The sequence below is a fragment of the Streptomyces cacaoi genome, from assembly GCF_006539165.1.
Lineage (GTDB): Bacteria > Actinomycetota > Actinomycetes > Streptomycetales > Streptomycetaceae > Streptomyces > Streptomyces cacaoi.
Genome location: NZ_BJMM01000010.1, coordinates 179411 through 201570 on the forward strand (window position 1 = coordinate 179411; position 22160 = coordinate 201570).

29 protein-coding genes and 1 pseudogene are annotated in these 22160 nt (G+C 73.6%); 15 read left to right on the forward strand and 15 right to left on the reverse strand.

Going from position 1 to position 22160, the window contains the following annotated elements; genetic code table 11:
• Positions 1–70: 70 nt before the first annotated feature.
• Entirely contained in the window at positions 71–652 is a 582-nt protein-coding gene (locus SCA03_RS12825) for a TetR/AcrR family transcriptional regulator (protein ID WP_030885807.1), read from the reverse strand.
• A 93-nt stretch (positions 653–745) separates the two neighbouring features.
• Between SCA03_RS12825 and SCA03_RS12830 the strand changes: the two genes are divergently transcribed.
• A complete protein-coding gene (locus SCA03_RS12830; RefSeq protein WP_086817742.1) occupies positions 746–2290 on the forward strand; it encodes a DHA2 family efflux MFS transporter permease subunit in 1545 nt (514 codons plus the stop codon).
• Here SCA03_RS12830 and SCA03_RS12835 read toward each other — a convergent pair.
• From SCA03_RS12835 to SCA03_RS12845, 3 genes are all read right to left on the reverse strand, one after another.
• Positions 2277–3101, reverse strand: a complete 825-nt coding sequence (locus tag SCA03_RS12835; protein WP_030885802.1) for a M55 family metallopeptidase — start codon at positions 3099–3101, stop codon at positions 2277–2279. The genes SCA03_RS12830 and SCA03_RS12835 overlap by 14 nt on opposite strands.
• Positions 3102–3176: 75 nt before the next feature.
• Positions 3177–4061, reverse strand: a complete 885-nt coding sequence (locus SCA03_RS12840) for an alpha/beta hydrolase (RefSeq protein WP_230988621.1) — start codon at positions 4059–4061, stop codon at positions 3177–3179.
• Positions 4058–4882: an alpha/beta fold hydrolase gene (locus tag SCA03_RS12845; protein ID WP_211293558.1), complete on the reverse strand. Its 825-nt coding sequence runs from the start codon at positions 4880–4882 to the stop codon at positions 4058–4060. Before SCA03_RS12845 ends, SCA03_RS12840 begins: the two co-directional genes overlap by 4 nt.
• A 230-nt stretch (positions 4883–5112) precedes the next feature.
• Here SCA03_RS12845 and SCA03_RS12850 point away from each other — a divergent pair, with 230 nt between their 5' ends.
• On the forward strand, positions 5113–6594 hold the full coding sequence (locus SCA03_RS12850; protein ID WP_086817743.1) for an amidohydrolase family protein: 1482 nt from the start codon (positions 5113–5115) through the stop codon (positions 6592–6594).
• 45 nt (positions 6595–6639) lie between these two features.
• Here SCA03_RS12850 and SCA03_RS12855 read toward each other — a convergent pair whose 3' ends face one another.
• From SCA03_RS12855 to SCA03_RS12870, 4 genes are all read right to left on the reverse strand, one after another.
• Positions 6640–7149 carry a hypothetical protein gene (locus SCA03_RS12855; protein ID WP_030891768.1) on the reverse strand — a complete coding sequence of 170 codons (510 nt, stop codon included), beginning with the start codon at positions 7147–7149 and terminating at the stop codon, positions 6640–6642.
• Between the two features lie 103 nt (positions 7150–7252).
• Positions 7253–8671 (reverse strand): glutamate decarboxylase, encoded by a 1419-nt coding sequence (gene gad / locus SCA03_RS12860; RefSeq protein WP_371863925.1) that lies wholly within the window; start codon positions 8669–8671, stop codon positions 7253–7255.
• Between the two features lie 166 nt (positions 8672–8837).
• The gene (locus tag SCA03_RS12865) at positions 8838–9515 is read right to left on the reverse strand and encodes a response regulator (protein WP_030885786.1); all 678 of its coding nucleotides are present in this window, start codon (positions 9513–9515) and stop codon (positions 8838–8840) included.
• Positions 9512–10471 (reverse strand): HAMP domain-containing sensor histidine kinase, encoded by a 960-nt coding sequence (locus SCA03_RS12870; protein ID WP_030885784.1) that lies wholly within the window; start codon positions 10469–10471, stop codon positions 9512–9514. The genes SCA03_RS12865 and SCA03_RS12870 overlap by 4 nt, the downstream gene beginning before the upstream one ends.
• 277 nt (positions 10472–10748) lie before the next feature.
• Here SCA03_RS12870 and SCA03_RS12875 point away from each other — a divergent pair, with 277 nt between their 5' ends.
• The 4 genes from SCA03_RS12875 to SCA03_RS12890 all read left to right on the forward strand — a co-directional run bounded on the left by SCA03_RS12875 (position 10749) and on the right by SCA03_RS12890 (position 13558).
• Complete coding sequence (locus tag SCA03_RS12875) at positions 10749–11063, forward strand: TraR/DksA family transcriptional regulator (RefSeq protein WP_030885780.1); 315 nt, start codon at positions 10749–10751, stop codon at positions 11061–11063.
• Positions 11064–11583: 520 nt separating this feature from the next.
• Positions 11584–11967 (forward strand): TraR/DksA family transcriptional regulator, encoded by a 384-nt coding sequence (locus SCA03_RS12880; protein ID WP_141275375.1) that lies wholly within the window; start codon positions 11584–11586, stop codon positions 11965–11967.
• Positions 11964–12791: a rod shape-determining protein gene (locus SCA03_RS12885; protein ID WP_063764694.1), complete on the forward strand. Its 828-nt coding sequence runs from the start codon at positions 11964–11966 to the stop codon at positions 12789–12791. The genes SCA03_RS12880 and SCA03_RS12885 overlap by 4 nt, the downstream gene beginning before the upstream one ends.
• A gap of 149 nt (positions 12792–12940) precedes the next feature.
• Positions 12941–13558: an Rv1733c family protein gene (locus tag SCA03_RS12890; RefSeq protein ID WP_030891779.1), complete on the forward strand. Its 618-nt coding sequence runs from the start codon at positions 12941–12943 to the stop codon at positions 13556–13558.
• A 30-nt stretch (positions 13559–13588) separates the two neighbouring features.
• Here the strand turns inward: SCA03_RS12890 and SCA03_RS12895 are convergent, their stop codons facing one another.
• The 3 genes from SCA03_RS12895 to SCA03_RS12905 form a co-directional block, all read right to left on the reverse strand.
• Complete coding sequence (locus SCA03_RS12895; RefSeq protein WP_141275376.1) at positions 13589–14473, reverse strand: hypothetical protein; 885 nt, start codon at positions 14471–14473, stop codon at positions 13589–13591.
• Positions 14474–14556: 83 nt separating this feature from the next.
• On the reverse strand, positions 14557–14883 hold the full coding sequence (locus tag SCA03_RS12900) for a hypothetical protein (RefSeq protein WP_308697779.1): 327 nt from the start codon (positions 14881–14883) through the stop codon (positions 14557–14559).
• On the reverse strand, positions 14880–15140 hold the full coding sequence (locus SCA03_RS12905; RefSeq protein ID WP_086816647.1) for a hypothetical protein: 261 nt from the start codon (positions 15138–15140) through the stop codon (positions 14880–14882). The genes SCA03_RS12900 and SCA03_RS12905 overlap by 4 nt, the downstream gene beginning before the upstream one ends.
• Before the next feature lie 189 nt (positions 15141–15329).
• Here SCA03_RS12905 and SCA03_RS12910 point away from each other — a divergent pair, with 189 nt between their 5' ends.
• Genes SCA03_RS12910 through SCA03_RS12940 form a run of 7 tightly spaced genes read left to right on the forward strand, consistent with a single transcriptional unit; the run spans position 15330 to position 17381 of the window.
• Entirely contained in the window at positions 15330–16172 is an 843-nt protein-coding gene (locus SCA03_RS12910; RefSeq protein WP_086816646.1) for a helix-turn-helix domain-containing protein, read from the forward strand.
• Positions 16154–16363: a DUF397 domain-containing protein gene (locus SCA03_RS12915; protein WP_030885745.1), complete on the forward strand. Its 210-nt coding sequence runs from the start codon at positions 16154–16156 to the stop codon at positions 16361–16363. Before SCA03_RS12910 ends, SCA03_RS12915 begins: the two co-directional genes overlap by 19 nt.
• On the forward strand, positions 16360–16566 hold the full coding sequence (locus tag SCA03_RS12920; RefSeq protein ID WP_078873701.1) for a DUF397 domain-containing protein: 207 nt from the start codon (positions 16360–16362) through the stop codon (positions 16564–16566). Before SCA03_RS12915 ends, SCA03_RS12920 begins: the two co-directional genes overlap by 4 nt.
• A complete protein-coding gene (locus SCA03_RS12925; RefSeq protein WP_371863928.1) occupies positions 16566–16769 on the forward strand; it encodes a DUF397 domain-containing protein in 204 nt (67 codons plus the stop codon). The genes SCA03_RS12920 and SCA03_RS12925 overlap by 1 nt, the downstream gene beginning before the upstream one ends.
• Positions 16766–16972 carry a DUF397 domain-containing protein gene (locus SCA03_RS12930; protein WP_030885741.1) on the forward strand — a complete coding sequence of 69 codons (207 nt, stop codon included), beginning with the start codon at positions 16766–16768 and terminating at the stop codon, positions 16970–16972. The genes SCA03_RS12925 and SCA03_RS12930 overlap by 4 nt, the downstream gene beginning before the upstream one ends.
• Positions 16969–17175 (forward strand): DUF397 domain-containing protein, encoded by a 207-nt coding sequence (locus tag SCA03_RS12935; RefSeq protein WP_086816644.1) that lies wholly within the window; start codon positions 16969–16971, stop codon positions 17173–17175. The genes SCA03_RS12930 and SCA03_RS12935 overlap by 4 nt, the downstream gene beginning before the upstream one ends.
• A complete protein-coding gene (locus tag SCA03_RS12940) occupies positions 17172–17381 on the forward strand; it encodes a DUF397 domain-containing protein (protein ID WP_086816642.1) in 210 nt (69 codons plus the stop codon). Before SCA03_RS12935 ends, SCA03_RS12940 begins: the two co-directional genes overlap by 4 nt.
• Positions 17382–17518: 137 nt before the next feature.
• Here SCA03_RS12940 and SCA03_RS12945 read toward each other — a convergent pair whose 3' ends face one another.
• On the reverse strand, positions 17519–17866 hold the full coding sequence (locus SCA03_RS12945) for an EthD domain-containing protein (RefSeq protein ID WP_230988622.1): 348 nt from the start codon (positions 17864–17866) through the stop codon (positions 17519–17521).
• A gap of 179 nt (positions 17867–18045) precedes the next feature.
• On the opposite strand from SCA03_RS12945, the gene SCA03_RS12950 reads away from it, so the two are divergent.
• Positions 18046–18897 carry a helix-turn-helix transcriptional regulator gene (locus SCA03_RS12950; protein ID WP_086816640.1) on the forward strand — a complete coding sequence of 284 codons (852 nt, stop codon included), beginning with the start codon at positions 18046–18048 and terminating at the stop codon, positions 18895–18897.
• Between the two features lie 33 nt (positions 18898–18930).
• Here the strand turns inward: SCA03_RS12950 and SCA03_RS12955 are convergent, their stop codons facing one another.
• Positions 18931–19857 (reverse strand): LysR family transcriptional regulator, encoded by a 927-nt coding sequence (locus SCA03_RS12955; protein ID WP_086816639.1) that lies wholly within the window; start codon positions 19855–19857, stop codon positions 18931–18933.
• A gap of 157 nt (positions 19858–20014) precedes the next feature.
• Between SCA03_RS12955 and SCA03_RS12960 the strand changes: the two genes are divergently transcribed.
• Positions 20015–20758, forward strand: a complete 744-nt coding sequence (locus SCA03_RS12960; protein ID WP_030891807.1) for a glucose 1-dehydrogenase — start codon at positions 20015–20017, stop codon at positions 20756–20758.
• Positions 20759–20857: 99 nt separating this feature from the next.
• On the opposite strand, the gene SCA03_RS12965 is transcribed toward SCA03_RS12960, so the two are convergent.
• Both SCA03_RS12965 and SCA03_RS12970 read right to left on the reverse strand, forming a co-directional pair.
• Positions 20858–21829: a MerR family transcriptional regulator gene (locus SCA03_RS12965; RefSeq protein ID WP_086816636.1), complete on the reverse strand. Its 972-nt coding sequence runs from the start codon at positions 21827–21829 to the stop codon at positions 20858–20860.
• A gap of 145 nt (positions 21830–21974) precedes the next feature.
• Positions 21975–22160: pseudogene (locus tag SCA03_RS12970) on the reverse strand (IS5/IS1182 family transposase); the annotation flags it as partial.

A 22160-nucleotide genomic window follows, 5' to 3' on the forward strand; every position in this document is an offset into this window, starting at 1 on the left:
TGACGGGCCGCAGCCGCACTATAGTTCGCCGGTCCGGCGGGGGCTCGTGCAGGGCGTGAGGCGGTCCGGGTCACCCGGGGCGCGGGGTGACGAGCGGGAGGAAGATCTCGTCGACGATCTCTTCCAGGACGCGGTCCTCGACGGGCGCGAAGTGTGACAGGAGTTCCTGGCGCAGCAGGTCGAAGGGGAGGGATCTGGCGCGCTCGGTGAGGCGTCGCGGGTCGGCCTCGCCGCGTTCGACGGCGCGGTCGAAGAGCACGTCGACGGCCTGTTTGCGGCCGGTCGTGACGGGGTCGGTGAGGTCGGCGGGGCGGGTGCCGGTCGCCTGGTGGTGCGCGGCGAGGTGGGCGTACAGCGTGGTGGTCAGCGGGGCGCGGGTGGCGTTGATCTCGCGCAGGAGCGTGAGGACGTCCTCGCGGAGGCTCCCGGTGTCGGGGACGGGGAGGACGAGTTCCCGCAGCCGGTGGACGAGTGCGGCGCGGGCGAGCGCGTCGCGGTCGGACCAGCGCCGGTAGAGGACCGGTGGGCTGGTGCCCGCCCGTTTGACGACCGCGTCCATGGTGAACCGCGCGTAGCCCTGCTCCGTCAGCTCCTCCCAGGCCGCGTCCAGCAGGGCCTTCTCCAGTGCTGCGCCGCGGCGCCGCTCCGCCATCGAGGACCACCCTCCTTGAGAAAGACTTGCCTACCTTAACCCGGCGCCCTACGGTGGCCCGTAAGATAGACGACTCTTCCTTAAGGGGTTCCCATGGCCACCGAAGACGGCACCGGGCCGCCGCCGTCCCCGACCGGCGCGCTCGACCCGGGCCTGCGGCGGACCGCCGTCGCACTGATCGTCGGGGCGCTCGCCGTCATCTTCGACACCACGATCATGAGCGTCGCCCTCGACGACCTCTCCGGGCGGATGCACGCCTCGCTGTCCGCGGTCCAGTGGGTGAGCACCGCCTATCTGCTGGCGCTGGCCACCGTCATGCCGGCGGCGGGCGCGCTCCAGGCGGTCCTGGGCGGCAGACGTCTGTGGATCGTCTCCCTCGGTCTGTTCCTGCTCGGGTCGCTGCTGGCCGCCACGGCGTGGAACCTCCCGAGCCTGATCGCCTTCCGGGTGGTCCAGGGGCTGGGCGGCGGCACCCTGACGGTGCTGCTGTTCACGCTGGTCATGCAGGCGGCCGAGGGGCGCGCCGTCGGCAGGGTCATGTCGCTGATCACCGTGCCGACGGCCCTCGGGCCGGTGCTCGGGCCCGTCCTCGGCGGCGTCATCCTGCACCTCGGCGACTGGCGCTGGATCTTCTGGTGCAACGTGCCCTTCTGCGTCCTCGGCATCCTCCTCGCCCGGCGTCGCCTGCCGGCCGACCGGCCGGGCCCCGGGCCCCGCGCCCGCCTCGATCCCGTCGGGATGCTGCTGCTCTCGCCCGGCATCGCCCTCGTCGTCCTCGCGCTGACCCGGATCGCCGACACCACCGGGCCCGCCCGGACCGTGCAGACCGTGCTGCCCCTCGCGGCCGGACTCGCCCTGCTGGCCGGATACCTCGCCTGGGCGCTGCGACGCGGCCCGCGAGCGCTGATCGACATCCGGCTGTTCCGCCACCGCAGCCTCGCGTCGTCCACGGCGCTGGTCCTGCTGTCCGGCGCCGCCCTCTACGGCACCATGCTGCTGCTGCCGCTGTACTGGCAGCAGGTGCGCGGCGAGTCCGCGCTCGGCGCCGCGCTCCTGCTCGTCCCGCAGGGCGTGGGCACCCTCATCTCCCGTGCGCTCGCCGGGAGATGCATGGACCGGTTCGGGGCGCGGCCGGTCTCCGTCGTCGCGTTCGTGCTGACCGTCGCCTCGACCGTGCCGTTCGGCCTCGTCACGGCCACCACGAGCAACACCCTGCTGATGGCCGTGCTGTTCGTGCGGGGCGTCGGGCTGGGGGCCGCCATGATCGCGATCATGGGCGCCGCCTTCGTGGGGCTCGCGCCCGGCGAGATCCCCCAGGGCGCGAGCATCAGCCGCGTCGCCCAGCAGGTCGGCGGCTCCGCGGGCACCGCGCTGCTCCTCGTGGTCCTCCAGCACACCTCGGCGGGCGCCCGCACGCCCGCGGCCCTGGCATCGGGCTTCGGCACCGCCTTCTGGTGGTCGGCGGGGTTCGCCGCCGCCGCTCTGCCGCTGAGCCTGCTGCTGCCCGGCCGCCCGGGCCCGCCGGAGGGGACCCGGACGGGCGGGACGGGCACGCCGGGCACGACGAGCACGATGAGCGGGGAGGGCACGACGAGCGGGGCGGGCACGACGAGCGGGACCGGCGCTACGCGGGCCTGATGGTCGCGAGTTGGACGAGCAGCAGGACCAGCCGGTACGCCTCGGCGGTGTCGGCGGCGGTGAAGGCGACCGTCCGGCCGCCGGTGCGGGTGACGCCCGGGACGAGTTCGGCCAGGTCGAGCGCGGTCGGGTTGAGGAGGTCGGCCTCCACGTCGAGCGGGCCGGGCAGGGCCAGCGGCGCGACCTCCGAGCGCCGGGCCACGGCCTCGCGGGCGGCCCGGCGCAGCCGCTCCTGGGCCTCCTCGGGGTGCGGGGCGACGGTGGCGGTCTGGCCGAGGGCCTGCTTGACGGCGACGGTGCGGGCCGAGGGGACGAGGTCGCGCAGCTCGGCGCAGGCCACGTCGTCGCCGCTGAGCAGGACGACGGGCACGCCCAGATGCCCGGCCATGGCCGCGTTGAGCCCGGTCTCGCCGAGCGAGCGCCCGGCCACCCGCACGTCGAGGACGTCGCCGCTCATGGTGTGGGCCAGGACGGCGGGCCCGGAGCCGGCGCGGGCGTGGTAACCGATGAACAGGGCCGCGTCGGTGTCCGCTTCGAGGCCGCCGAGCATGCCCAGGGGCCGCGGCTTGCCGCGGACGAGGTGCGCCCGCCGGTCCAGTTCCTCGGGCAGGAGGTTGCGGAACGGGCCGTGCGCGTCGGCGACCAGCACCTCCGCCGCCGGTTCGGCGTCCAGGACACCGGCGATCGCGGCGTTGGCCTCGGCGGTCATCAGGGCCCGTGCGCGGGCGTAGTCGTAGCCGTCCGGGCGGGTCTCGGTGGCGTGCACGATGCCGGAGACGCCTTCCAGGTCGACCGAGAGGAATACCTTCATGGTCGGCGAATCTACGCCCCGGCCCGCGGGGACGCCCGGGGCCGGGGGCGGCCGTCGGCGGTCGGCCCGCAACTCTCAGACGCTGTGCAGGAGTTCCAGGAGCGTCGTGCTCACGGCACTGGCGGGGTCCGTGAGGTCGAGGACGACGTCGTAGTGGTTGCGGCCCGGGACGACGCGCAGTTCCGCGCCCGGCCGGCGGGCGTGGAAGCGGCGGGACTGGGCGAGGAACCCGGTGCCGTCGTGTTCGGCGACGGTGACCACGGCGGGGCAGTGCCGGGTGGCGGGCAGCAGCAGCGGGCTGAGGGCCGCGGCCCGCTCCGTGTCCAGGTGCAGCCAGTCGTTGACGTACAGGCGGGGCATGGGGCGCAGATCGTAGAGGCCGCTGAAGGGCATGGCGGCCTTCACGACGTCCTCGGGCAGGCCGAAGTGCCGCTGCCAGCCGTCGACCATCAGCATCCCGGTGAGATGGCCGCCGGCGGAGCTGCCGCCGACCACGATGCGTTCGGGATCCAGGCCGTGGGCGCGGCCGTGCCGGTGCACCCACGCGACGGCGGCCCGTGCCTGGCGGACGATCTCCTCCAGCGAGGCGTGCGGGGCGAGGGTGTAGTCCGGCACCACCGTGGCGGCGCCGTTGTCGTACAGGGTGCGGGCCATGAACGAGGAGTCGGCGCGGGACAGCGCACGCCAGTAGCCGCCGTGCAGGAACACGAACACCGGGCGCGGGGCGCCGCCGTCGGTGCCCCACACGTCCAGGCGCTCGCCGCTGCGCTCGTCGTGGACGAGACCGGCGTGCCCGGGCAGCCCGGCCACGGCCCGCTCCGACTCGTCCCGGTAGCGCGCCATGAGCTGCCCGAACAGCCGGTCGCCGACGCCGCGTTGGACGTTGTACGCCGTGTCCAGCTCGGCGTCCGTGAGGGAGCTGTCCGGGTCGGGGATGCTCCCGGGGGCCGCGGCGGTCACGGCAGCTCCGCGCAGAACGCCGCGATCCGTTCGGCGACCGCCGCGGGGGAGTCGAGCGTCGGGAAGTGGGTCGGGCCGCCGAGCCGGTGCGGGGTGAACCACGGCTGCCGGGCCGCGAACTCCCGTTGCGCGTCCAGGTACGGCTCCTCGCCCGGCTGGGAGAAGAGGTGGGTCACGGGCCGCCGCTCGCGGAGTGCGGCCATCCGCTCCAGCGGCGAACCCCAGGTGGTGTAGGCGTCCTCGATGACCCGGCAGGAGCGTGCCCACATCTCGTGGTCGAAGGAGCCCATCTCGGCTTCCAGATGGTGGGCGACGGCGGGGCAGTCCGCGTCGCCCAGCCAGATGTCGAACAGGTTCTGCCGGCCCGCGCGCCAGGTGGCGGTGTCCTGACTGGTCCGCAGGTCGGCGAGGAAGCCGGGGGTGGCCGGCAGCATGAGCCAGTCGATGACCACCAGCCCCGGGACGCGGGCGGTGCCGAGCCGGTCGGCCGTCTCGACGTTCGCCCAGCCGCCGTGCGAGGTGGAGACCGGCACCACGCGGCCGACGCCCAGTTCGTCCAGGAGCGCGACCGCGTCGTCGGCCATCTCCCGGACCCCGAAGTCGCCGTCGACGGTGCGCTCCCGCCCGTGGCCGCGCCAGTCCATCCGGATCACCCGGTGCCCGGCGGCGAGCAGCGGCAGCACCGGGTCGAAGAGCCGGTGGTCCTGGCACCAGCCGCTGAGCAGCAGGAGGTCCGGAGCGCCGGGTCTCGCGTCGGCGGCCTCGGTGACGTCGAAGTCGAGGCTGTGCCCGTTGAGGCGTGTGCTGTTCATGGCGGTCATGTCCGTGTGCACCTCTGTCCACGCGTCGTGCGTCGCTCCCACCGGGAGGGCGCGGCCTGGGAACAGCGTGCTTCCGTTCGGCGCGGCGAACAAATACCGGGGTGGCCGGCAGCTATGCCGAACCGGCTATACCGCGGGCTGGAAGCGGCATTGGCGCGGGCGCGTTCCGGCCGGACAGCATCGTCCCGGCGTGCGGACCGCACGGCGACAACACCGGGGAGGTGGCGTGCATGGGTGTCGACCGGAAGCTCGTGACGGGCGGCCATGTGATCACGATGGACGAGGAGTGGGGCGAGGTGCCCGAGGGCGCCGTCCTGATCGAGGACGACCGCATCGTGGCGGTCACCGGCCGCGCGGAGGAGTTCGACGGGGTCGACGCCGAACGTGTGGACGCGGCGGGCGGCACCGTCCTCCCCGGGCTGATCGACAGCCACCGGCACACCTGGCTCTCGCTGCTGCGCGGCGTCTCCGCCGACCAGTCGCTGGTGGAGTTCCTCGCGACGACCTTCCACGGCACCGGCGCGCTCCTCGGCGCCGACGAGCTGGGCATCGCCTCGACCGTCGGCGCCCTGGACGCGCTCGACTCGGGCATCACCACCGTCCTCGACTGCTGCGACTGCGTCGACAGCCCCGCGCACGCCGACGCCGCCGTGACGGCCCTGCGCGCGGCCGGCATCCGCTTCGTCTACGCCTACGGCATGCAGGAGTACGACGTGCGGCCGCCCGCCTTCACCTCGCACGCCCAGCGGCTCGCGGACGCCCGCCGGGTGCGCGAGGAGCACTTCCCGAGCGACGCCGGACCGGGCCGGATGGCCATGCTGTACGGGGACTTCGGCCTCTCGCCGTTCGCCGACACCGCGGCGGAGATCCGCACGGCGGACGAACTCGGCATCCTCGGCGCCTCGCACACCGGGGCCGCCACCGGCTCGGTGCTGCTGCGCGGTCTGCGCGAGCTGGACGACCACGGGCTGCTGCGCCCCGGCCATCTGCACATCCACTGCCCGGCCCTCACCGACCGGGAGTGGCGGCTGCTGGCCGGCAGCGGCGGCCGGGTCAGCATCGCGCCGGAGACCGAGATGCAGATGGGCATGGGCCGTCCGCCGTTCCGCGCCGCGCTCGACCACGGCCTGGCCCCGGCGCTCAGCACGGACATCGTCTGCGTCGGCTCGGGCGACCTCTTCGCCCAGATGCGGCTCGCGCTCCAGATGCAGCGCTGCCTCGACCACGAGGTCACCCACCGCTCCGGCGCCGTGCCGCTCTCCGTCGGCCTCGGCGTGCGCTCGGCGCTGACCTGGGCCACCCGCAACGGCGCGGACGCGCTGGGGCTCGGCTCGCAGATCGGCTCGCTCACGGTGGGCAAGAAGGCGGACCTCGTCGTCGTCGCGCCCCGCATGGACCTGGTGCGCCCGAGCCACCGCGCCGGGACGGTCGTGCTGCACTCAAGTGCCGCCGATGTGCGGACCGTTCTCGTCGACGGCCGGTACCGCAAGCGCGACGGGCGGCTGGTCGGGCAGGATCTCGCGGCGGTGCGACGGCGGGCGAACAGCGCGCTGGACCGCATCGAGAGCGCCGCCCGCGCGGTGCCGGCGCCCGGCCCCGCGGGGCTCGGCGACTGGTTCGCCCGGGCCGAGCGGGCGGCCTCGGTGCACTTCGCGCAGGCGTACACCGACGGGCCGGGGCCCGCCGCCACCGCGCACGGCGAGCCCGTGTGACGCTCCGGGGCCGCGGTCCGCACGGCGGGCCCGTGCGCGGCCCGCTCAGTGGACCTTGTACTTGCAGCCCTCGGGGTCCTTGCCGTCGTCGTTGTCCGCGACCTTCTTGCCGTCGACCGTGATGGTGCAGGGCGCCGGCCTCAGCATGCCGTCGCTGCCCTTCGTCGAGCCGGGGACGATCGTGACCAGCTGGCCCACCTTCTGCTGGGCGGGCGTCAGGGAGAGCGTCTTCTCCTTCTTGAAGGGCAGCTGTGAGGCGTAGTACGGGCCGCCTTCCAGCATGTACATGATGGGCTGCGCGGCCTTGCCCTCGCCGGTGACCTCCAGGGTCACCTTCCGCTTCGCGCGCTGGAGCCCGGCCTCGTCGCTCTGCGCGCCGGAGTCCCCGCCCTTGTCCCCACTGTCGCCGCCGCCGTGCTCGCCGCCGTGCGCGCTGCTCCCGGCGCCGGACGCCTTCTTGCTCCCGCCGCCCCCGTCGCCCTTGTCGTCGTCGTTGCAGCCCGTCAGCAGCCCCAGCGCGGCGATCAGTGCCACCCCGGCCATGGCCTTGCGCATGCCGTCCCCCGTTCGTCGATCCTGTCGGCGCACGTATTCCATCACGGGGCGCGGCGCCCTGCGGCCCGGGGTCGTGCCAGGTGAGGGGCCCGGCGGCGGGTGCTCAGTGGTGGAAGCCGGTCTCGCGCGGCTTGTCCTCGACCAACGGGTGCGGCTGGCGGCGCAGTTCGGGCACCAGCCGGCCCAGGTCCTCCAGCAGGATCGCCGCCAGGTCCGCACTGAACCCGTTGCGGCACACGATGCGCAGCACCGACAGATCCTCGCGGTGCGCGGGAAAGGTGTAGGCGGGCACCAGCCAGCCGTGCTCGCGCAGCCGGCGCGAGACGTCGAAGACGTCGTACGCGGTGACCCCCGGCGCGGTGGTGAACGCGAAGGCGGGCAGCTCGTCGCCGCGGGTGAGCAGCCGGAAGTCCGCCAACCCCTCGATGCCGGTGGCGAGTTGGCGCGCCACGTCCCGGGACGCCTGCTGGACGGTGCGGAAACCCTCGCGGCCCAGCCGCAGGAAGGTGTAGTACTGCGCGGCCACCTGGGCGCCCGGCCGGGAGAAGTTCAGCGCGAACGTCGGCATCTGCCCGCCGAGATAGTTGACGCGGAAGACGAGGCTCTCCGGCAGACACCGCTCCTCCCGCCACAGCGCCCAGCCCACACCCGGGTACACGAGCCCGTACTTGTGCCCGGAGGTGTTGATGGACACCACCCGCTCCAGCCGGAAGTCCCACACCAGGTCCGGGTCGAGGAACGGGGCGACCATCGCGCCGGACGCGCCGTCCACGTGCACCGGGACGTCGAGCCCCGTGCGCTCCTGGAGGGCGTCGAGCGCCGCGCACACCTCGGCGACCGGCTCGTAGCTGCCGTCGAAGGTGGAGCCGAGCACGGCCACGACGCCGATGGTGTTCTCGTCGCACAGCTCGGCCGCGGCCTGCGGATCGAGATGGAACCGCTCGCCCTCCATGGGCACCTGGCGCGCCTCCACCTCCCAGAAGTCGCAGAACTTCTCCCAGCACACCTGGACGTTGACGCCCATGACGAGGTTGGGCCGCGCCGTCGGCGCACGGTCACCGCGCCGCGAGGCCCACCGCCGCTTGAGCGCCATGCCCGCGAGCATGCACGCCTCGCTGGAGCCCGTGGTCGAGCAGCCCACCGCCCGGTGCGGCTCGGGCGCGTGCCACAGATCGGCCAGCATGGCCACACAGCGCCGCTCCAGCTCCGCCGTCCGCGGGTACTCGTCCTTGTCGATCATGTTCTTGGCCCGGCACGCGGCCATCAGAGCGTCCGCCTGCGGCTCCATCCACGTCGTGACGAAGGTGGCGAGGTTCTGCCGCGCGTTGCCGTCGAGCATCAGCTCGTCCCGCACGAGCTGGTACGTCGTCTCCGGCGAGAGCATCCCGTCCGGCAGCCGGTCGACCGGGGGCACGGCCTCCATGTCGGCCGCCGGGTTCGCCGCGCCGTGCAGCGGGCTCGCCGGGGCGACGGTGCGGCCCCCGCGCCCCCTCGGATCCGCCGGTCCGTGGTGAACGGCCACGCCGCCTCCTCACCGGGCAGGGGCTCGGACGGGCCCGGGAGCAGGCGCCGGCCGGGCCCCGGGCGGACCCGCGGCCGGACGTGTGCCGCCCGGGCGCGGGCCGTACCCCCGACGGTAGGCGCGCCGGAACCGTTCGGCACGGCCGGACGGCGGAGCGGGTGACGGCTCAGGGCTCGATCAGCCCGGCCCTGATGGCGTACCTGGTCAGCTCCAGCCGGTCCCGCAGCCCCAGCTTGGCCAGCAGATTCGCCCGGTGGCGCTGCACCGTCTTGGCGCTGATGACCAGCAGGGCCGCGATCTCCTTGGACGAGTGGCCCTCGGCGACGAGCTTGAGGACCTCCTCCTCGCGCGCGGTCAGCAGTGAGTCCGGCGTCTCCTCGCCCCGGCTCGCCCGCTCCAGATAGTTGCGGATCAGCGCCGTGACCGCGCCCGGGTACAGGAACGGCTCGCCGCGGATCGCCGACCGGCAGGCGGCGACCAGATCCCGGTCGGCGACGGACTTCAGCACATAGCCGGAGGCGCCCGCCTTCAGCGCCTGGAACAGGTACTGCTCGTTGTCGTACATCGTCAGCATCAGCATGCGGGTGCGCGGAGCGACGGCGGCCAGCTCGCGGGCGGCCTGGAGCCCCGTCAGCCGGGGCATGGCGATGTCGAGCACGGCCAGATCGATCTCCTGCTCGCGCGCCGCGCGGACCGCCTCGGCGCCGTCGCCCGCCTCCGCGACGACGCGCAGATCCGGCTCGCTGTCGAGGATGAGCCGGACGCCGCGGCGCACCAGGGCGTGATCGTCGGCCAGCAGGACGCGGGCGGGGGACGGAACGGGGGAGGGGGCGTGGGATGTCATGACTCCTGCTCTCCGGCCACCGGCACGGACAGCAGAACCTGCGTGCCGCGCTCGGGGCCCGGTGCGATCTCCAGTGCTGCCCCGACGAACAGGGCACGTTCCCGCATGCCGCGGATGCCGGAGCCCTCCGGGACGAGCCCGGGACCGCGGCCGTCGTCGCTCAGCCGCAGCACCACGTGGCCGTCCTCGGCACACCGCAGGCTCAGCTCCGCGTGCGTGGCCTCGGCGTGCCGGGCGATGTTGGTCAGCCCCTCCTGCGCGACGCGGTAGATCACCAGCTCCGCCTCCGGCGTCATCGGCGGCAGACCGCTGTCGAAGCCGTGCCGCACCCGCAGCCCGGTGTGGGTGCCGAAGTCGGTGGCCAGCGCGGTGAGCGCGCTCACCAGCCCGAGGTCCTCCAGCACACCGGGGCGCAGCCGGCGGGCCAGCCGGCGCACCTCGTCGAGGCTCTCGCGGGTGACCTCCTGCGCCTGGTGCAGCTCGTCGCGCAGCGGGTCCGGGGCACGGTCGGCGGCGCGCTTCAGCTCCAGCAGCACGGCGGTGAGGCTCTGCCCGACCTCGTCGTGCAACTCCTGTGCGATACGGCGCCGTTCGGCCTCCTGCGCGGACAGCGCCCGGGCACTGCTGGCCGCGCGCTCGGCCTCCAGCCGGTCCAGCATCGCGTTGAACGTGACGATCAGCTCCGCCACGTCGCCGTGGCCGCGCACCGTCAGCCGCTGGCCGGGCCGCAGCAGGTCGATCGTCGTCATCAGCCGGGTCAGCCGGCCGAGCGGGGCCAGACCGATCCGCAGCAGCGCCGCGTTGGCCACCAGCATCACCGTCAGACCGCCGAGCAGGATCACCGCCTCGGTCACCAGGATCGGCACGGACACCGTGATCGGGGCCCACAGCAGCAGCACCGTGGCCGTGCCCAGCACCACGGCGTTCAGCCCGAAGACCCGCCAGAACAACGACACCGCGCCGCTCCTCCTCCACCGCACGCCGGACTCCCGGCTCCCCGGGCCACCCCGGACCTCCCGGGCCACCCCGGCTTCCCCCTCCCCACTATCGGCCACACCGGCACCGCTCCCGCCCCGGGGTCGGCCGCATCCCCCCGCCGGGGCGCCGGCTACACCCTCCGACCTCGCGGAAATGGGTGCCGGAGCCCATGGCCGACGGGGCGCCCGGCACCCAGGATGAAAGGCCGGGCAACCCCTGACCCGGCTCGCCCCGCGAACGAACCCGGAGCCACCGATGCCATCTGAAACGGCCCGCCACGCCCGTCTGACCGAGCAGGATGCCCGCCGGCGCCTGGAGCACGAGCGGACCGCGCGGCAGGAACAGCTGCGTGCCCTGGCCGAGGCCGGTGCCGGAGCGGACGGCAATCTCGTGGCCGCCCAGGAGGAGGCCGTCCGCCGCGTGCTGGCCGAGGTCGACGCGGCGTTCGAGCGGCTGGGCACGGCCGCGTACGGCGTCTGCGAGGGGTGCGGGGCGCTCATTCCGCCCGAGCGGCTGGAGATCCTGCCGTACGCCCGGTGCTGCGTGGGATGCCGAGCCCGCACCCAATAGCCCGGCCCCACTGCCGAGTTGCCCCACCCCGCCGTATGCCTCCCGCCTGCCCGCACCGCCCGGCGTCCGCCGCCGGTGCCGCCGCGCGCTCTCCCTCGCCCGTACCGCCATGCGCCTTCCGCCCCCGGCGCCGCACTGCGCCTCCGCCTCCGGCGATGCCCTGCGCCTCCGCCGCACTGCGCCTCCGCCGCACTGCGCCTCCGCCGTACTGCGCCCCCGCTGTACTGCGCCCCCGCTGTGCTCGGCGCCGGGGCGCGCGGAAGGCTGCGCCGTATCTGCCCTTGCGCCGGGCCGCACGTGGGGCTGCGCGGTGCCTGTCGCCGCGCCCGTGCCTGTCCGCCGCCGGAGCCCCGCAGCGTCGGGCGCGCGCCCGGAGCCCCGCAGCGTCGAGCACCCCGGGTGGGCCCCGCACGGCACCGAGGCGCGCGCCCCGCACCCGCGTACCCCCGAACCCCCGCACCGACCGACCCCGCCGGGTAGGCGCCGGCACCGCCCCCCTCGCCCTGGAAGGGTGACAACAGTGGAACACCAGGCGATCACCGCCGTCCCCGTCGGCCTGGCCCCCGAGGACCTCGGCGCGCTGCGCGCGAACCTCCTGGGGCAGCGCCGCTTCCGCCTCGCCCAGCTGCGGGAACTCGAAGCCGCAGGCCCGGACGGCGGTGACGGTCCGGTCGGGCCGGGCGAGGAGGTCACGCCGCCCGGCCGGGCGCGGCTGGCCGACTCGGCCCGGATGATGCTCGCCGACGTGGACGCCGCACTGGCCCGGATGGACGCGGGCCGCTACGGCTCCTGCCACGCGTGCGCGGGCCCGATCGACCGCGCGCACCTGGCCGTCGTCCCGCAGGCCCGCTACTGCGGCGGGTGCCGCTCGGCCCGTTCGACGGGGAGGAGGGCCCGACGGTGAGCACCCTGCGCTTCTCCGGCCGTCCGGCGCGCCCGGGCCGGCTCCGGACGGCGTTGCTGCCGCGCACCGCCATCGCCCTCGACCTCGGAAGTGACCGCACCCGGGCGTGCGTTCCCGGGCGCGGCGTCATCTTCGACGTGCCCACCATCACCTTTCCCGGCGCCTCCCACCCCGTGCAGCGCGGCACCATCGTCGACGCCGCGGGGACGGCCCGGATGCTGCGGCGGCTGCTGCACCGGCACACCTCCCGGTTCGCCCGGCCGGTGTTCGTCGTGACGACGCCCGTGCTCGGCGGGGTGATCTACCGCGAAGCGGCCCGCAGCGCCCTGGAGTTCCTGCGCCCGTACGCCGTGCACACCGTGCCGACCGCGCGGGCGATCGCGCTGGGCGCCGACGCCGATCTGTCCCGGCCGCTGCTCGTCGTGGACTTCGGAGCCCATCTGACCGAGGTGTTCGTGCTGAGCGGTGGCGCGGTCTCCGACGCCCGGCGCACCCCGCTCGGCACCTGCGACCTGGACGGCACCACCACCCGCGACGGGCTCGTCGACGCGGTCGTCGCCATGGTGACCGGCATGCTGCGGCAGGACCGTACGCCCACGACCCTGGACGCGCTGCGGCGCGGTGTCCTCGTCGCCGGGGGAGGGGCGCTGCGGCCCGGTACGGCCCGGCTGCTCGGTGAACGGCTGGACACACCGGTCCGTACGGCGCCCGCACCGCACGCGGCGGCCGTACGCGGGGCGGCGGCGCTCCTGCCCGGCCTGCGCCACCGCCCCCCGGCGCCGGACCCCGCCGCCCCGAACCCGTCCCCCGACTCCCGCCCCTGACAAGGGAGTTGCCCGACCCGCTCAGCCCCCGCCCCGCACCGCAACACTCTTCCACCGCACCCCACCCCGCTCTCGCCCCCGCGCACCCGTCCCCACCACTCGTCCCCATCCCTCCGTCCCTCCGCCTCTTCGTCCCGGAAGGAAAGGCCGTGCCCGACCTGATACCGCACAGTCAGCCGCCGCCCCGCTTCCCGCTGCTGTGGTGGCGCCACCGGCACAGTCCGCTGCTGCGCCCCACCGACCGGCTGCGCGCCGCCCTCGGCCTGGTGACGGCCGCGGCCGTGCTGCTGACCGCCCCCGCGCTCGCCCTGTGGACGGCGTCCGTCGCACAGCACAGGTTCCAGCAGACCGCGCACCAGCAGGCCCGGGACCTGCACCGGGTGGCCGCCACCCTCCTCGAAGGCTCCCCGCACCACCCCGAACCGGGCTCGGACGAGGCCCGGCACACCCGCTACCCCGCCCGGGTCCGCTGGACCGACGCGACGGGACGCACCCGCACCGGCACGGCCGACGTCCCCGGCGGACTGCCCGCCGGCGCCACCGTCGACCTGTGGACCGACGACACCGGCGCCCTCACCGCCCCGCCCATGCAGCCGGGCGAGATCCGCAACCGCGCACTCGGCTGGTCCCTCGGCGCCGCCGTCGCCACCGTGCTCACCGGTTTCCTCGCCTACACGGTCGGCTGCCGCCGCCTGGACCGCCGCAACCTCGCCTCCTGGGACGAGCAGTGGACGGCCGTGGGCCCCCGCTGGAGCAGCCCCGGGTGACGCCCCCGGCTGCCCGGCCGCTCAGCCGGTTCAGCCGGCCCCGCTGCCCCCGTTCGCGTCCTCGCAGGAATCGGCTGCGCGCACCTCGGCGTCCTCACCCACGAGGTGGCGTCTCTCCTGCACAGCCTTGTCCATGGCGTCCATGGCGTCCATGGCGTCCATGGCCTTGCCGTCGGCGCCGCCCGGCGCCGACCCGCCCTTCAGGGACGTCTCGGTGCGCGTCCACTCCCTTCCCCGGGTGTCGGTGAACTTCATGGAGAGGGGGTTCCAGACGCCCTTCTCACCGGCGATCGTCCTCCTGTCGTCCTCGGCGTACACGGCCCCCAGGACCAGTTCGGACTCCGGATACGCGATATGGGTGCAGGGAGGGATGTCGGTCAGGGAGATCACCCAGACCTCCCGCTTGAGTTCGACGTCGTCCGGGTCCTTCGTGCGGATCTCGACGCCGATGGCGGCCCGGGGGACCGGATCGGGCGACCTGTTCAGGACATGGAGGGCCGACGAACCGTCACCGCTCGACCCGACGGCGCCGGTGCCGCCCCAGCGGAACGCGGAACCGCCGCCGCCCCAGTACGTCACCTTCGACGCCTGGTCCCGCAGCCGGCGCACGCTCTCCTCCCGGGACTGGGAGAGCTGATCCTCCGCCGTCTCCTGCGTCCAGTACGAGGCGACGGCCTGGGCCCACAGCCCACCGATGGCCGCGACGGCGGCGAGCGCCGTTCCCGTGACCGTGACGGCGTGCGACCAGTTGGCCCGCCGGAAGCGCTGCCAGACGCTCCGATTCCGCGCGCCCCCGGCCCCGCCTCCGCGCCCCCGCCCGGAACCTTCCGTACGCCCTCGTGGCCGTACCCGGTCCGGCGCCGGACGCTGCCGTGCGAGCCGCACCCGCCCCCGCTGCCCTCGATCACCGGTCACCGGCACCCCTCCCACGGTCGAACCGGGCCCCGCCCCGCTCCCTCCTCAGTGTTGCCCCGCACGGCACGGCCAACGCGCCGTTCTCACAAGCCCGTTGACTCCACGGCCGACCCCGACCGCCCTCGGCCGTCCACGGACTCGCCCCGTACCTCCATCGCCCGCCGGGTGCGCGCGTTGGCCTCCGCGACCCGTGCGCTCAGCAACTCCGCGTGCGTGAGCAGCCGGACGTGCCGCGGGTCGGCCTGCCAGGTGCCGCCGCCACCGAGCGGGTACAGCCGCAGACCTGTGCCCGCGCGGCCCGCGACGACGCCGATCCGTCCGGTGTCGGGGTCGTGCACGGCGGAGCCCGGTACCGGCCCGGGCGCTGCGGCGTCCCGCGCCCGCGGCGGCCGGTCACCGCCGTCCGTCACCGGTCGGCGCCCCGCCCGATGACGGCCGCCAGCTCGCAGGCGACCGGTGCCGAGCACACCCCGAGGTGTACGAGCGCGTAACGGGCGGCGCGTGCCGGGTCATCGGCCTCCGCCGCCGCCTCGCGCCACGGCGTCCGTACGTCCATGGCGGGCAGTTGGACGCCCGCGCGGGTGAGCGCGTCGGCGAGGGCGTCCCGCGCCTCCACCGCTTCCCGGATCTTGGCGTCCTGCTCGTGGAGGCGTCGCTGCTCATTCATACCTGCGCTCCGTTTGTCAACTCGTGTGGGGATTCGCCCTCTTGGGTACGTCCGGTCGCATACCGTGCGTGAAGGGCGCATTACGAGAATGCGCCCTCGGCGGAGCTGCGAAAGCCACCGACGGCGTGTGCTTCCCCGGCCGGTCGCCGTACGTTCCACACATTCCACGGAATTCCACGGAGGTACGCCATGCCGACGAGGCGGGCGGTCACCGGGCGCAGCCGCGAGCCACGCGCCCGGTTCGCGGAGGAGCTGCGATCCCTGCGGACCCGGCGCGGCGAGAGCCTGCGCCAGCTCGGGGAACGGCTGGGCTGGGACTGGTCCCTGTTCGGCAAGATGGAGAACGGCGAGACGCTCGGCGGCCCCGAGGTCGTCGAGGCGCTCGACCAGTATTACGGGACCCCCGGCCTGCTGCTCGCGCTGTGGGAGCTGGCCATCAACGACCAGACCCAGTTCCGCGAACGGTACCGCCGCTACATGGCGTTGGAGGCCACGGCGACGAGCCTGTGGCACTTCGCGGTGAGCGTGCTGCCGGGGCTGTTGCAGACCCCCGCGTACGCGCGGGAAGTCCTCGCGGCGGGCGGCCTGAAGGGACCGGAACTGGAACAGCAGGTCCAGGCCCGCATGGGCCGCCGCACCCTCCTGGACGGCGACGACGCCCCACCGTTCCGCACGATCCTCTCGGAGGCCGTCCTCCGCACACCCCTACGGGACGCTGCCGCTTGGCGTGAGCAGTTGGAGTACCTGGGGGAGATGGCGGACCGGGGGAATGTGACCCTCCATGTGATGCCGTTCAGCGCTGGGCTGCACGGAATGATGGGCGCTGCTGGCATGTTCCTACGCCTGCCAGAGGGGCGTACCGTTGCGTACACCGAGAACGGGTACCGAGGCGAACTCATCGAAGAAACCGGACCGGTCGAGGGCTTGCAACGTGCGTACGATGCAGTCCGCGACCTGGCGCTCTCACCGTCTGCGTCGCGGAAGTTCGTCCTACGCATGCTGGAGGAAGTACCGTGCGAGCCCTCGACCTGAGCGCAGCGATCTGGCGCAAGAGCAGCTACAGCAATCAGGACGGCGGCGAATGTGTCGAGGTCTCGGATGACTTCCCCGCCGTTGTCCCGGTGCGCGACAGCAAGCTTTCGAATGGACCGGTGTTGGTGTTTCCGGAGCACGGCTGGTCGGCGTTCGTTTCAGCGGTGTGCGGGAGGGAGTTGAGCGGATGACGTACCCCGATGAGGCGGTCCGTTGGCGCAAGAGCAGCTACAGCAACTCGGACGGTGGCGCGTGCGTGGAGGTGTCTGATGACTCCGCCGCTGTCGTGCCCGTACGGGACAGCAAGTACCCACACGGTCCGGTGTTGAGCTTTCCGGCTGGCGGCTGGGCTGCGTTCGTCTCGGCCCTCGGAGGCGGGGAGTTGAGTGCATGATGCCACCCGGTGAGGCTGTCCGCTGGCGCAAGAGCAGTCACAGCAATCAGGACGGTGGCGCGTGCGTGGAGGTGTCTGATGACTTCGGCGTCGTCGTGCCTGTGCGGGACAGCAAGTACCCACACGGTCCGGTGTTGAGCTTTCCGGCTGGTGGCTGGGCTGCGTTCGTCTCGGCCCTCGGAGGCGGGGAGTTGAGCGCATGAGCCCACCCGATGAGGCTGTCCGCTGGCGCAAGAGCAGCTACAGCAATCAGGACGGCGGCCAGTGCGTCCAGGTATCCGATGACTTCCCCGCCGTTGTCCCGGTGCGTGACAGCAAGCTTTCGCACGGACCGGTGTTGGTGTTTCCGGCGGACGGCTGGGCTGCGTTCGTCTCGGCTGTCGGGGGCGGGGAGTTGAGCGTATGACGTATCTCGGCGAGGCGGTCCGTTGGCGTAAGAGCAGTCATAGCAACCCGGACGGCGGCCAGTGTGTCGAGGTGGCGGACGGGCTCGCCGCCGTTGTTCCGGTGCGTGACAGCAAGTTCCCGCAGGGTCCGGTGTTGAGCTTTCCGGCTGGCGGCTGGGCTGCGTTCGTTTCGGCTGTCGGCGGCGGGGAGTTGAGGGCATGACCTGCCCCGGTGAGGCTGTCCGCTGGTGCAAGAGCAGTTACAGCAACCAGGACGGCGGCGAGTGCGTCGAGGTGGCGGGCGGGGTTTCCGGTGTCGTGCCCGTGCGGGACAGCAAGCTCTCGCACGGGCCGGTGCTGATGTTTCCCCCGGGCGGCTGGGCCGCGTTCGTCTCGGCTGTCAGGGGCGCGGTGGACCAGGAGTGGTGAGGGGGAGGCGTCGGGGTCGGTGACCGGGGTCGGGCCGGCTCCGGCGCGGCGCGGGAGGACCGCTACCGCGCGGAGGGGAGCCGGGCCCGATGGCCTCCGCTGAGGAGCTGTGACGCTACGGCCGCCTCCGCGGCCCCTCAGCCGACGACGACTTCCTCTTCGGAGACGATGCGCCCGAAGGCGTTCAGGTCGATGAAGTTCTCGTGGTCCGGATCGACATGCTTCAGGAAGTTCTCGGAGAAGTAGAACGCGTTGAGGTCGTCCATCGAGTCGAACCACGCCTCGACCACGGAGTCGTAGTCCGGCTCGGGATAGTTCGGGGCAGGGACGGGATACGACACCACGAAGCGGCGGATGTACTGCTGCGCCTCCGGGATGGACAGGAGCAGCGGCCGGTGGATGTTCCGCTGGTAGTGGGTGAATTCACCGTGCGTCATGCCCTCGCGGCGCTTCAGCGTGATGACCATCTTGACCATGTGGGACATGGTGCCCGTCCATTTCTGTTCGGTGGGTGGCGATGCGTTGGCGATGTGTCGGTCCGACGGCACCGGCCGGGACCCGGGCGGACCGCGACCGGTCAGGGCAAGCCTGTGCCCGGCCGCCGAGCCGATCCAGGCACCGGCGGTACCTGGGTCGGTTCCGGGGCCGGGCGCACACTGGGGGTATGGACAGACGAGAGCTGGCCGGCTTCCTGCGCGGCAGGCGCGAGCGCATCACCCCTGCCGCCGTGGGCCTGCCCGCCGGGCCGCGCCGCCGCACGCCGGGGCTGCGCCGCGAGGAGGTGGCGCATCTCGCGTTCATCTCGACCGAGTACTACACGCGGCTGGAGCAGGCCCGCGGTCCGCGTCCGTCGCGCGAGGTGCTCGCCGGTCTGACCCGGGCCCTGCGTCTGTCGGACGCCGAGCGCGACCATCTGCACCACCTCGCCGGCGCGCCGCCCGGCCCGCCGGCCGGGCCCTCGCGTGACGTGCCGCAGAGCATCCTGGACCTGCTGCGGCGGCTGCCGCACACCGCGGCGGTGGTGCTCTCCGCCACCTACGAGGTGCTCGCCTGGAACGACCTGGCCGCCGCCCTCCTGGAGGACTTCTCCGCCGTGCCCCGGCGCGAGCGCAACCTCGTGCGCCGCGCCTACCTCGCGCCGCGTCCGCGGGAGCGGCTGCTGTACGACCCGTTCGACGCCGAGGCGTTCGCCCGCGCCGCGGCCCGGCGGCTGCGCGCCACCGCCGCCCGCTACCCCGAGGACCCCGAAGTGGCCCGGCTGGTCGGTGAACTCCTGTCCGGCAGTGCGGAGTTCAGCCGGCTGTGGGACGCCCACGACGTGCGCCCCGAGTCCAGCCTGCGCAAGACCGTCAACCATCCGCTGATCGGCCCGATCGCCCTCAACTGCGATCTCCTCGACATCTCCGACCAGGATCAGCAGCTCGTGCTCTACACCGTCGAGCCGGGCTCGCCCGCGGAGGAGGCGCTACGGCTGCTGTCGGTGATCGGCACCCAGCGCATGGACGTGCCCGGCTGAACTCCGTCCGCCATCCCCTGTCCGAAGAACCGATCAGGCTCCGCGGACCAGGTGCTCCTTCGCGCAGGCGCGGAAGGGGCCGAGGAGCGGATTGGTGTCCGCGTGGCGGGTGGCGACGACCACCTGGCAGGGCTCGATGTCCTCGACGGGCACGGTGACCAGGTCGTCCCGCAGCCCGCAGCGCCGGTCGTCGACCGGTACCAGGGCGACCGCCCCGCCGTCGGCGACGACCTCCAGCTTGTCCTCGAAGGTGTCGACGAGCAGCGGGCCGCCGGGAGCCGGGCTGCCGTCCGGGCGCGGGTCGAGCCGCCAGAAGCCGGTCCACACCTCGGCCATGCCGGTGCAGGCCACGAGAGGCTCGTCGGCGAAGTCCGCCGAGGTGAGGGACTCCTCGCCGGCGAGCCGGTGGTCGGCCGGCACGAGGAGCGCGCGGGGTTCGTCGTAGAGGACCGTCAGATCCAGGCCGTCGGCCGGGATCGGCAACGGGGTGCGCACGACGAGGGCGTCGACCCCGCCGTCGGGCAGGGCGCGGGTCTCGTCCCAGTCCAGGTGGCGGGGGTGCACGTGCGCGGTGGGGAAGCGGCGCCGCAGGGCGCGTACCGCGGGGGTGATGACGAGGTCCTCGACATAGCCGACGGTGAGCGAGCGCGGCGGGGCGGCGTCGCGTGCGGTGGTCACCGCCTGCCGGGCGGCGTGCAGCAGCGCCCGTGCCTGCGGGAGGAAGGCCGTTCCGGCCGCGGTCAGCGTGCTGCCCTGGGGGGTGCGCTCCAGCAGGCGCACACCGAGGGCGTCCTCCAGCCGCTGGATCTGGCGGCTCAGTGAGGGCTGGGCGACGTGCAGTGCCGCGGCGGCCCGGCCGAAGTTGAGGTGCTCGGCGACGGCCGTGAAGTACCGCACCAGTCGCAGGTCGAGGTCCGGGCCGGGAACGGGCACTGGCTTGGGCGCGGCACTGTCGGACACATCGGCAGCCTACCCGTCATGCGGCTGCCGCATGACGGGGTGCGGAACAGGTCTTGGACGCCCCTGGCCCGGCGGCTGTTGACTCGTGGATGTCCGGCCGGGACGGCCCGCCGGACGGGAATCCACCATTTTTTCGCTCAGGAGGAGTGTGTCCGCGATGGGTCGGTTCGACGGAAAGAAGGCAGTGGTCACCGGTGGCAGCAGCGGGTTCGGGCTGGCCACCGCGCAGATGCTCGTGGACGAGGGGGCGCGGGTGCTCGTGACCGGGCGCGACCGGGCCCGGCTCGACGCCGCGGGCAGGCAGCTCGGCCCGCGGGCGACCGCGGTGCACAGCGACGCCGGGTCGCTGTCCGACATCGCCGCGCTGGCGGACCGGGTGAAGGCCGAATTCGGCACGGTCGACGCCCTGTTCGCCAACGCCGGCGTCAATGCGTTCGCGCCGTTCGAGGAGACGAGCGAGGAACTCTTCGACCAGCTGATGACGGTCAACGTCAAGGGCCCGTACTTCACGGTGCAGCATTTCGCTCCGCTGCTGGCCGCGGGCAGCAGCGTGGTGTTCACCACCTCGGTCGCCAACACCCTGGGGCTGCCCATGCTCAGCGCCTACGCGGCCGGCAAGGCGGCGCTGCGTTCCCTGACCCGCTCGCTGGCCCGGGAACTCCTGCCGCGGAACGTCCGGGTCAACGCGGTCAGCCCCGGCCCGATCGACTCCGGGATCCTGGAGAAGTCGATGCCGCAGGACGCGGCGGAACAGACCAAGGCGCAGATGGCCGCGGACAACCCGCTGCGGCGCATGGGGACACCGGAGGAGGTCGCCGAGGCGGTGGTGTTCCTCGCCTTCGACGCCACCTACACCACCGGGGCGGAACTGGTCGTCGACGGCGGCGGCTCCCAGCTCTAGGGGCGGCTCCCGGCTCCCGGCTCCGGCTCCTGGCTCCCGGCTCCGGGGCCAGGCCCCCGGCCCCCTGCCGCCGGATACTGGAGACCCCTGGGCCGTGTTTCAGGAAGCGGTCGACTCGTGGGCGGCGAGTTCTTCGGCCAGTTCCATGCAGCGCAGGCGGGCCGGGGAGAAGTCGTAGGGCATCTTCCCGATGGCTTCGAACGCGCTCATCGTCTCGTGTTCCCTGCCCGAGCTCCGGCCGGTCCCGTCCTCGTCCTCGTCCTCGCCCTCGCTCTCGTCCTCGTCCTCGTCGGCGGAAGCGGGGTGCGACGTGTCCCAGAGGTCGAAGAGCGCGTCGTCGCCCTCCGCCAGGCCGGAGTCCTCGATGGCGGTGTGCAGCGCCTTCTCGAAGGCGTGCCGTTCGGCGGCCACTTGGGCCACGCGGGGGTCGTCGACAGCGACCGTGTCGTCGAGCGCCTCCTCGGCGGCGTCCACACGGTCGGACTCCCTCCGCAGGTCCGGGTGGGTGGCCAGGGCGATGAAGCGGCCGGCCTGGACGGCTGCTCCGAGCGGGCCGAAGATCCGCTCGGTGACCAGCAGACTGTCCAGGTCCGCCTGGCGCAGAGAGCCCTCGGGCAGGCCCTTGAGACGGCTGGTGACGAGGTCGGAGAGCAGACCCGCCCTGCTTCCCTCGGTACGCATGCGCTGCACGGCAGTCCGTTGCCGCCGTAGTTCCGCCTCCCGGGCGAGGAGGGATTCCGCCAGCCGTTCCAGGGTGTCCGCGATGCCGTCGTCGGTGTCGGTGTCGGTATCGGTGACGGCGACGGTGTCGGTGTCGCTGTCGGCCTGGGCCGTGTCGGCGAAGGCGTCACGGATGGCGTCCAGGGCGATCCCGGCGTCGGCCATCCTGCGGATCCACAGCAGCCGGATCATGTCCTCGTAGCCGTAGCGGCGGCGGCCGTCGCCGCCCCGGACGGGCTCGGGGAGCAGGCCGATCTCGTGGTAGTGACGGATCGCCCGTGGTGTGGTGCCGACGAAGGCCGCCGCGTCACCGATCTTGACCTGGCGCGGCGGGACGGAGGACGGGAACATGAGCAGGGGCCTTCCTCGACGGAGCGGGACGTGGGTACACCGGACCACATACCGCTACGGAAGCTGCAACCCGGGAGGCCCCGCCCGGCCTCCGTGCCGGGAGAAGCGCCCCCCCACACGACCTAGGGGCTGTTGGGGGTTGGGATCATGTGGTTGAGGTGAGGAGTTTCCGCCACATGATCGATCCGCGGAGGTGGAGTCCGGCCGCGTAGCTCTCGGGTGCCTTGTCGTAGCGGGTGGCCAGGCCGCGCCAGGTCTTGATCTTCCGGAAGCAGCGCTCGATGGTGTTGCGTTGCTTGTAGCGCTCGGGATCGTAGGTGACCGACCGTCC

Excerpts from the sequence above, each read along its gene's own strand:
- SCA03_RS12935 (WP_086816644.1), top strand. The coding sequence starts at position 16,969 with ATGACGTATCTCGGCGAGGCGGTCCGTTGGCGTAAGAGCAGTCATAGC.
- SCA03_RS12945 (WP_230988622.1), bottom strand. The coding sequence starts at position 17,866 with ATGTCCCACATGGTCAAGATGGTCATCACGCTGAAGCGCCGCGAGGGC.
- SCA03_RS12950 (WP_086816640.1), top strand. The coding sequence starts at position 18,046 with ATGGACAGACGAGAGCTGGCCGGCTTCCTGCGCGGCAGGCGCGAGCGC.
- SCA03_RS12905 (WP_086816647.1), bottom strand. The coding sequence starts at position 15,140 with ATGAATGAGCAGCGACGCCTCCACGAGCAGGACGCCAAGATCCGGGAA.
- SCA03_RS12830 (WP_086817742.1), top strand. The coding sequence starts at position 746 with ATGGCCACCGAAGACGGCACCGGGCCGCCGCCGTCCCCGACCGGCGCG.
- SCA03_RS12940 (WP_086816642.1), top strand. The coding sequence starts at position 17,172 with ATGACCTGCCCCGGTGAGGCTGTCCGCTGGTGCAAGAGCAGTTACAGC.
- SCA03_RS12850 (WP_086817743.1), top strand. The coding sequence starts at position 5,113 with ATGGGTGTCGACCGGAAGCTCGTGACGGGCGGCCATGTGATCACGATG.
- SCA03_RS12920 (WP_078873701.1), top strand. The coding sequence starts at position 16,360 with ATGACGTACCCCGATGAGGCGGTCCGTTGGCGCAAGAGCAGCTACAGC.
- SCA03_RS12960 (WP_030891807.1), top strand. The coding sequence starts at position 20,015 with ATGGGTCGGTTCGACGGAAAGAAGGCAGTGGTCACCGGTGGCAGCAGC.
- SCA03_RS12835 (WP_030885802.1), bottom strand. The coding sequence starts at position 3,101 with ATGAAGGTATTCCTCTCGGTCGACCTGGAAGGCGTCTCCGGCATCGTG.
- SCA03_RS12855 (WP_030891768.1), bottom strand. The coding sequence starts at position 7,149 with ATGCGCAAGGCCATGGCCGGGGTGGCACTGATCGCCGCGCTGGGGCTG.
- SCA03_RS12865 (WP_030885786.1), bottom strand. The coding sequence starts at position 9,515 with ATGACATCCCACGCCCCCTCCCCCGTTCCGTCCCCCGCCCGCGTCCTG.
- SCA03_RS12965 (WP_086816636.1), bottom strand. The coding sequence starts at position 21,829 with ATGTTCCCGTCCTCCGTCCCGCCGCGCCAGGTCAAGATCGGTGACGCG.
- SCA03_RS12910 (WP_086816646.1), top strand. The coding sequence starts at position 15,330 with ATGCCGACGAGGCGGGCGGTCACCGGGCGCAGCCGCGAGCCACGCGCC.
- SCA03_RS12925 (WP_371863928.1), top strand. The coding sequence starts at position 16,566 with ATGCCACCCGGTGAGGCTGTCCGCTGGCGCAAGAGCAGTCACAGCAAT.
- SCA03_RS12845 (WP_211293558.1), bottom strand. The coding sequence starts at position 4,882 with ATGACCGCCATGAACAGCACACGCCTCAACGGGCACAGCCTCGACTTC.
- SCA03_RS12930 (WP_030885741.1), top strand. The coding sequence starts at position 16,766 with ATGAGCCCACCCGATGAGGCTGTCCGCTGGCGCAAGAGCAGCTACAGC.
- SCA03_RS12875 (WP_030885780.1), top strand. The coding sequence starts at position 10,749 with ATGCCATCTGAAACGGCCCGCCACGCCCGTCTGACCGAGCAGGATGCC.
- SCA03_RS12825 (WP_030885807.1), bottom strand. The coding sequence starts at position 652 with ATGGCGGAGCGGCGCCGCGGCGCAGCACTGGAGAAGGCCCTGCTGGAC.